Source organism: Gluconobacter sp. DsW_056 (assembly GCF_002153595.1).
Taxonomy (GTDB): domain Bacteria; phylum Pseudomonadota; class Alphaproteobacteria; order Acetobacterales; family Acetobacteraceae; genus Gluconobacter; species Gluconobacter albidus.
The window spans coordinates 51,344-59,077 of sequence record NZ_JOPF01000014.1; the positions used below are offsets into that span (position 1 = coordinate 51,344).

4 protein-coding genes are annotated in these 7,734 nt (G+C 60.8%); 3 read left to right on the top strand and 1 reads right to left on the bottom strand.

From position 1 onward, the window contains the following. Position 1 precedes the first annotated feature (1 nt). Positions 2 to 1,393, top strand: coding sequence for a M20/M25/M40 family metallo-hydrolase (locus tag HK22_RS12930; RefSeq protein ID WP_086649548.1), 1,392 nt, complete (start codon positions 2 to 4; stop codon positions 1,391 to 1,393). A gap of 60 nt (positions 1,394 to 1,453) precedes the next feature. Here the strand turns inward: HK22_RS12930 and HK22_RS12935 are convergent, their stop codons facing one another. After that, positions 1,454 to 3,673 (bottom strand): S9 family peptidase, encoded by a 2,220-nt coding sequence (locus tag HK22_RS12935; RefSeq protein WP_086649549.1) that lies wholly within the window; start codon positions 3,671 to 3,673, stop codon positions 1,454 to 1,456. A gap of 198 nt (positions 3,674 to 3,871) precedes the next feature. On the opposite strand from HK22_RS12935, the gene HK22_RS12940 reads away from it, so the two are divergent. Both HK22_RS12940 and clpB read left to right on the top strand, forming a co-directional pair. After that, positions 3,872 to 4,951, top strand: a complete 1,080-nt coding sequence (locus HK22_RS12940) for an aldo/keto reductase (protein ID WP_086649553.1) — start codon at positions 3,872 to 3,874, stop codon at positions 4,949 to 4,951. Positions 4,952 to 5,040: 89 nt separating this feature from the next. Next, a complete protein-coding gene (gene clpB, locus HK22_RS12945) occupies positions 5,041 to 7,641 on the top strand; it encodes an ATP-dependent chaperone ClpB (protein ID WP_086649550.1) in 2,601 nt (866 codons plus the stop codon). Positions 7,642 to 7,734: the final 93 nt, after the last annotated feature.

Sequence of the window (7,734 nt, forward strand, 5' to 3'; positions counted from 1 at the left end):
GATGCGCGGAACTGTTTGTGGATTTGTTGTCTCATGCCTGATGGCCGGAAGCGCGCTCGCCGCTCCCGCCAGCCATCCGCAGGCAGAGACACAGGCCCTGTCTCTGGCGGAAAAGGCGATTGCCCTGAGATCGGTCGAGGGGCCTGCGAACCAGACACCACAGGTTGCGGCGCTGTTTCGGGATGCTCTGGTCCAGGGCGGCTTTGCGCTTTCCGACATCACCATCACCCCCTATCGTGACACGGCCTATCTGATTGCCCGCTGGCACGGGACCGACCCGTCCCTCAAGCCGCTGGTGATTTCCGGTCATATGGACGTGGTTGAAGCCAAAGCGTCTGACTGGACCCATGATCCGTTCAAGCCCCAGATCGTGAATGGCTATCTGCTGGGACGTGGTTCCACAGATATGAAGCTCGACGATACGCTCGGAATTGCGTCTCTTCTGGAGCTCAAACGTGAGGGGTATCGACCGCGACGCGATATCATCATCGCGTTCTCCGGGGATGAGGAGACCGAGATGAATACCGGTCAGGCGATCGCCAAACTCCTCGATCATGCGGATCTGGTGCTGAATCTCGATGGAGCCAACGGCGTTCTGGACGAGCGGACGGGAAAGCCGATCTATTTCAGCTGGGAAGGTGCGGAGAAATCCTATGCGGATTACCGTCTGACCATCACCAACCCCGGCGGCCACTCCTCCGAACCGCGCGCCGTGAATGCGATTGATGAACTGGCGGCTGCTCTGCTGCGGATCCAGCAGCATCGTTTCAAGCCGGAGCTGAACGATCTGACACGCGCCTATTTCGTCAGTGCTGCACAGTGGGAGGCTCCGGCGACGGGGGCTGCCATGCGCGCCTTTGCGGCTGACCCGACCGATGAAAAGGCCATTGCGACCCTCTCGGCCGATCCTGCCCTGATCGGACGGATCGGGACGACCTGCGTCGTGACCATGATCAACGGCGGCCATGCTTTGAATGCGCTGCCTCAGCGTGCGACGGCCAATATCAACTGCCGGATTTTCCCCGGACATCCCCGCCCGGAGATTGCGAAGGAACTTCAGGCCGCCGCTGCCGATCCGGCTTTGGCAGTCGAGGACGTGACGGCGGGTTCCGTCGAGACCGCTGCCTCTCCGATGCGGGCGGATTTCGTCAAGGCGGTCGAACATGGCATCCACAGCGTCTATCCCGGAATGCCGGTCTTCCCCAGCATGTCTTCCGGTGCGAGCGACAGCATGTGGTACCGCTACAACCACGTGCCGAGTTACGGCATGTCACCGCTGTTCATCAAACCGTCCGAATCCTTCATGCATGGCCTGAACGAACGTACACCCGTGGCCTCCATCCGCCCTGCCATTGATGCGATGATGGTGATGGTGACGGATCTGTCCCACTAAAAAATAACCTGAAAAAAAAGGGGCGGATCACGCGATCCGGCCCCCTTTTTTGTTTCGGCATTATTTTCCGGGCTGAAGAACCGTGCTCAGGAACTGCACCCGTCTCTGGGCCACCCTGGCGCGGATGACAGGATCGGGCAGCATATGGGTGCCCGGCAGCAGAAGCAGGTCGTAAGGCTTGCCCGCATGGAGCAGGGCCTGCGTCAGCTTCATGGTATTTTCGAAATAGACGTTGTCGTCCGTGATGCCATGCATGAGCAGCAGGGGCTGTTTCAGGGTGTCGGCATAGGTCAGGACGTTGCTCTTGCGATAGCCTTCCGGGTCGTCCTGCGGGGTGCCGAGATAACGCTCGGTATAGGCCGTATCGTAATCCGCGAAATCAACCGGCGGTGCGCCAGCCACGCCGACCTTGAACACATCCGGTCGGCGAATGGTCGCCATGGCGGTGAAATAGCCGCCAAAGGACCAGCCATGCACGCCAACGCGGGAGAGATCCATTTCATGATGACGTTTGCCGAGCGCCTGAAGCCCGTCCACCTGATCCTGAAGCGGCAGATCGATCAGGTTGCCCTTGATGGCGCGCTCGAAATCATGATCGCGCCCCGGCGTTCCACGCCCGTCGAGCGTGACGACGATATAGCCCTGATTGGCGAGGCACTGGTCATCAAGATAGGATGTCGGCGTGTCGTGCACCATCTTGGAGCCCGGCCCGGCATAGACGGACAGCACGACCGGATAGCGTTTTGAGGCGCTGAAATTCTCCGGCCGGATGATCGCTGCGTCCAGATCACGCGGGCCTGCAGTCGTGAACTCGGCATGGACTGGGAGTTTCGGGGCCTGTGCCACACCCGGAAGTGTTGCCACGACATGGCCTGCCGTATCCCGCACCATCGTCTGGCGCGTGCCGGCGGCACTGGCGAACGTGTCCACCATGGCCGTGTGCGTCCCATTCGTGAGGTGGACATTGTGAATGCCGCGTTCCGTCACGAACGGCGTGACGGCTCCGGTTTTCAGGTCGATATGCACGATCTCGTTGTCCAGCCGGTTGGCGCGGACGGTGGCTGTGAGGGTGTTGTGTTCGGCGTCGTAATCGTTGAGGGCGATATAGGACAGGCCGGGCGGCGTCAGGATGCGCTCGAGCTTTCCGTCCGGGGTATGGAGTTCGAGCTGCCAGTCTTTGCCCCGGTCTGCGGCCCAGAGAAATCCGGCATTATTGTCAAGAAAGACGGGAAGGTTGTGGCCGCCGGACGCGGCACGCGGGTCCAACTCGATCCAGGCCGGGTCGGACTGTTCCAGAAGGAGATGGGTGGTGCCGGTTGCGGGGTCGATCGTGAGAAGCTGTTCCTGCGTCTGGGCACGATTGAGCAGCACGATGGCGAGCGGACCATTTTTCCGCCAGACCACGCGACCGAGATAGGGCCATGCGTCGTGGTCCCAGGAAATCCAGCGGACCGGGCCGCCTTTTGCGTCTACGAGGCCAAAGCGCGTTTTGGCGTTGTTCGTCCCGGCGCGGGGATAGCGGAAAGTGACCGGTTCGGCCTGGGGGGCTTCGGGGTTGGTGATGTAGTGCTTTTCGACGTCGCTGTTATCGGCTTCCTCGAACAGGATGGTCTTGCTGTCGGGAGACCACCAGGCACCGTCCGCGCGTTCCAGTTCTTCGGCGGCGGCAAATTCGGCGAGGCCATGGCTCAGAGTGTCGCTGCCCCCGGTCGTCAGGCGTGTTTCACGTCCGCTGACCAGATCGACACTATAAAGGTCATTATCCCGCACGGCGGCGAGGCTGAGCCCATCTGGCGAGAGGCGCGGGGCGATCCACTGACCCTCGACCGGCGTGACGCGACCGTCATCCGTGGCAATGCGTTCGAGCTGCCCACCCTGTGAGGCGAGAACCGTGCCGCCGTCCTCGCTCATCTGGTAGTCGGTGATGCCGGACATGCTCTGGCGCGCCCGTTCGCGCCGGGCCTTCTCCTCGACCGACAGATGTTCCGGCCCCGATGCCGGTGCGGCCAGTTCATGAATCGCGTGGTCCGGCAGGTCGTAGCGGTAGAGATGCAGATGTGTGTCGAACGGTCCCGAGCGCAGGAACAGGACGGAGTGACCGTCCGGCGTGACTTCCGCATGGTTCGGCAGGCCAAGCGTTCCGTTCCGGGTCTTGGCGAGATCGAGCATGCAGGCCGCGGGATCGGCGGCCTGAAGGGCACTGGCTGACACCATCGGAAACAGGACGGCACAGGCGAGAAGGGTTCGGCGCAGGGAAAGCGGCAGGGAAGGGGACAGCATGGCATCTCCGCAAGGATAACAACGGGCAGGATTTTGACGTCGATCATGGACCGGGGCGCCGTTTGTGAACAAGGGTTTCTGGAAAGGGTGACGCGACCGTCTCACGTTTTCGGGAGCGGGGGCGTTTTTAGCGGGACCGATCCGGGGCTCAGGTGTTCTGCATCACGGTATGTCTCAGCAAGAAGGAGCCTGATGGATATGCAGTATCGTCAGCTTGGTCGCTCGGGCCTCAAGATTTCAGCACTCAATTTCGGATCGGTCACGTTCGGCGGGCAGGGCAGTTTTGCCGCCACGGGCAAGGTGGATGTCGCCGAAGCCACGCGGATGGTGGATCTCTGCGTCGAGCATGGCGTGAACATGTTTGATACGGCCGATGCCTATTCCGGCGGTGAAGCAGAAGAAATCCTTGGCCGCGTTCTTCAGGGACGCAGCCGCGAACTGCTCGTCACCACAAAGGTCCGTTTCCCGACGGGGAAGGGGCCGAACGAACAGGGCCTGTCACGCCATCACATTCTCAATGCCTGCGAAGACAGCCTGCGCCGGTTGGGGCGGGATCACATTGATCTTTATTATCTGCATGAATGGGACGGCCTGACGCCGGTTGAGGAAACGCTTGAGGCGCTTCAGACCCTGCGCGATCAGGGCAAGATCCGTTATGCCGGGATTTCCAATTTTGCAGGCTGGCAGGCCATGAAACTGCTGGGCGCTGCCGAGCGGGACCGGTTGATCACCCCGGTCAGCCAGCAGCTCTATTATTCCCTTGAAGCGCGGGATGCCGAATATGAACTTCTGCCGCTGGCCGTGGATCAGGGGCTGGGCGTTCAGGTCTGGAGCCCGCTGGCCTGTGGCCTGCTGACGGGGAAGTACCGTCGCGGCAAAACGGCCCCGGAAGATTCCCGCCGGATTTCGGGCTGGCCGGAGCCGGAAGTCCGGGATCTGAAAAAGCTCTACGATACAGTCGAGGTTCTGGTGCAGATCGCGGAAGAGCACAGCGTCTCCGCCGCCCGCGTGGCTCTGGCCTGGACGCTGCACAAGCCGGGGATCACGTCGCTGGTTCTGGGTGCGCGCAAGGAAAGCCAGCTTCTGGACAATCTCGCTGCCGCCTCGCTCCGTCTGACGCAGGAGCAGGTCCGTAGGCTTGACGATGTGAGTGCACCTGATCTGATCTATCCGTACTGGCACCAGAACCGGAATGCGTTCGACCGTCTTTCCAAAGCAGACCTTGTGTTGCAGGGGCCCGCAAAACGTCATCGTGAGGCTCTTGAAACGAAAAAATGACTGCCTAAATATTAGTCACAGGCCGCTGCCTTAGGGGGCGGCCAAGAACATCAATGCTGCCGCAATGGGGCATACGAGGACTTTAGATTATGGACATTCAGAATTTCACCGAACGCAGCCAGGGCTTTCTTCAGGCCGCACAGACCATTGCGCTTCGGGACTACAACCAGCAGCTGACGCCGGAGCATCTGCTCAAGGCTCTGCTGGACGATGAACAGGGCGCGGCCTCCGGTCTGATCCGCGCGGCGGGTGGCGATCCGAAGGTGGTTCAGACCGCCAATGATGCCGCTCTCGCCAAGCTGCCGAAAGTGCAGGGCGCCGGTGCCGGTCAGCCCCAGATGACGCCGGATCTTGCCCGTCTGCTGGACGGCGCGGAATCCGCTGCGAAAGTCGCGGGCGACAGTCATGTCGCTCAGGATCGTCTGCTCGTCGCAATTGCGTCCAGCAATACGCCCGCGGGCAAGGCGCTTGTGGACGGCAAGGCCAGCGCGGCTGCTCTGGAACGTGCTGTTGCGGAAATCCGCAAAGGGCGCACCGTCACGAGCGCATCTGCGGAAAACACGTTCGACGCCCTGAAGAAATATGCTCGTGACGTCACGGCTGTGGCGCAGGCTGGCAAACTTGATCCGGTTATTGGCCGTGACGAGGAAATCCGCCGGACCATTCAGGTCCTGGCGCGTCGCAGCAAGAACAACCCGGTCCTGATCGGTGAGCCGGGTGTGGGCAAGACGGCCATTGTTGAAGGTCTCGCACAGCGGATTGTCAATGGTGACGTGCCCGAGGCCCTGCGCAACAAGAAGCTGATGTCGCTCGACATGGGCGCGCTGATTGCTGGTGCGAAATATCGCGGTGAGTTCGAGGAGCGTCTGAAGGCTGTTCTCAAGGAAATCGAGACGGCTGAAGGCGAGATCATTCTCTTCATTGACGAAATGCACACGCTTGTCGGCGCCGGCCGGTCCGATGGTGCGATGGACGCGTCCAACCTCATCAAGCCGGAACTCGCACGCGGCACGCTGCATTGCGTGGGTGCGACGACGCTCGACGAATACCGCAAGTATATCGAGAAGGACGCGGCTCTGGCCCGTCGTTTCCAGCCGGTCTTCGTGGGTGAGCCCACTGTGGCCGACACGATCTCGATCCTGCGTGGCATCAAGGAGAAGTACGAACTGCATCATGGCGTCCGCATTACGGACAACGCCATCGTCGCGGCCGCGACCCTCTCCAACCGCTACATCACGGACCGCTTCCTGCCGGACAAGGCGATTGATCTGATCGACGAGGCTGCCAGCCGTCTGCGGATGCAGATCGACAGCAAGCCCGAAGCGCTGGACGAACTCGACCGCCGCATCATCCAGCTCAAGATCGAGCGGGAGGCCATCCGCAAGGAAGACGACACGGCTTCGAAGGACCGTCTGGTCGCGCTGGAAGCAGAACTGGCCGATCTGGAAGAGCAGTCCGATGCAATGGGTGCCGAATGGCATGCTGAAAAGGATCGTGTGAATGCGATCCAGAAGCTGAAAGAACAGCTCGATACAGCGCGTTCCGATGTTGAAGTGGCGCAGCGTCAGGGCAATCTCGGCAAGGCGTCTGAGCTCATGTACGGCCTGATCCCGAACCTTGAGACCCAGATCGCCAAGGCTCAGGAAGAAGAGGACGCCTCGTCGAAGAGCGGTCTGTTCGCTGATACCGTGACCGATCAAGGGGTAGCTGCGATTGTTTCCCGCTGGACCGGTGTGCCGGTGGACCGGATGCTTGAAGGCGAGCGCGCCAAGCTGATCCGCATGGAAGACACGCTGCGTGATCGTGTCGTCGGGCAGGAGCAGGCCCTTGTGGCCGTGTCGAACGCCGTCCGCCGGGCCCGTGCCGGTCTTCAGGATCCGAACCGTCCGATCGGTTCGTTCCTGTTCCTCGGCCCGACGGGCGTTGGCAAGACCGAGCTCACCAAAGCTCTGGCGCAGTTCCTGTTCGATGACGAGAAAGCTCTGCTGCGGATCGACATGAGCGAGTTCATGGAGAAGCACGCGGTCTCCCGTCTGATCGGTGCGCCTCCGGGATATGTCGGTTACGATGAAGGCGGTGTGCTGACCGAGGCTGTTCGTCGTCGTCCTTATCAGGTGATCCTGTTTGACGAGGTGGAGAAGGCCCATGAGGACATCTTCAACATCCTGCTTCAGGTGCTTGATGATGGACGTCTGACAGACGGGCAGGGGCGTGTGGTGGACTTCCGCAATACGATCATCGTGCTGACCAGCAATCTTGGATCTGACGTTCTGGCCAATCTGCCGGACGGTGAATCCGTGGATGAGGTCCGTCCGCAGGTTATGCAGGTGGTGCGCAATCACTTCCGGCCGGAGTTCCTGAACCGTCTGGACGAGATCATCCTGTTCTCCCGTCTGCAGCGGAAGGACATGGACCGGATCGTCAAAATCCAGATCAGCCGTCTCCAGAAGCTGCTGGAAGATCGCAAGATCGACCTGGAACTGGACGAGAAGGGAACCGAATGGCTGGCCGCAGAAGGATACGATCCTGTCTATGGTGCCCGCCCGCTCAAGCGCGTCATCCAGCGTAGCCTGCAGAACCCGCTGGCCAGCCTGCTGCTTGAGGGGAGCATCCATGATGGTGAAGGCGTGAAGGTTTCTGCGACTGACGGCGCTCTCACAATCGATGGAAAGCCCGTTTCGGCGGGCTGACCGCGATAAAAGCGGGTTTGAACCCAAAAAAGCGCCCGAAAGGCGCTTTTTTCGGGTTTTTATTATTTCGGATTTTTAATGGATAATGGGGAT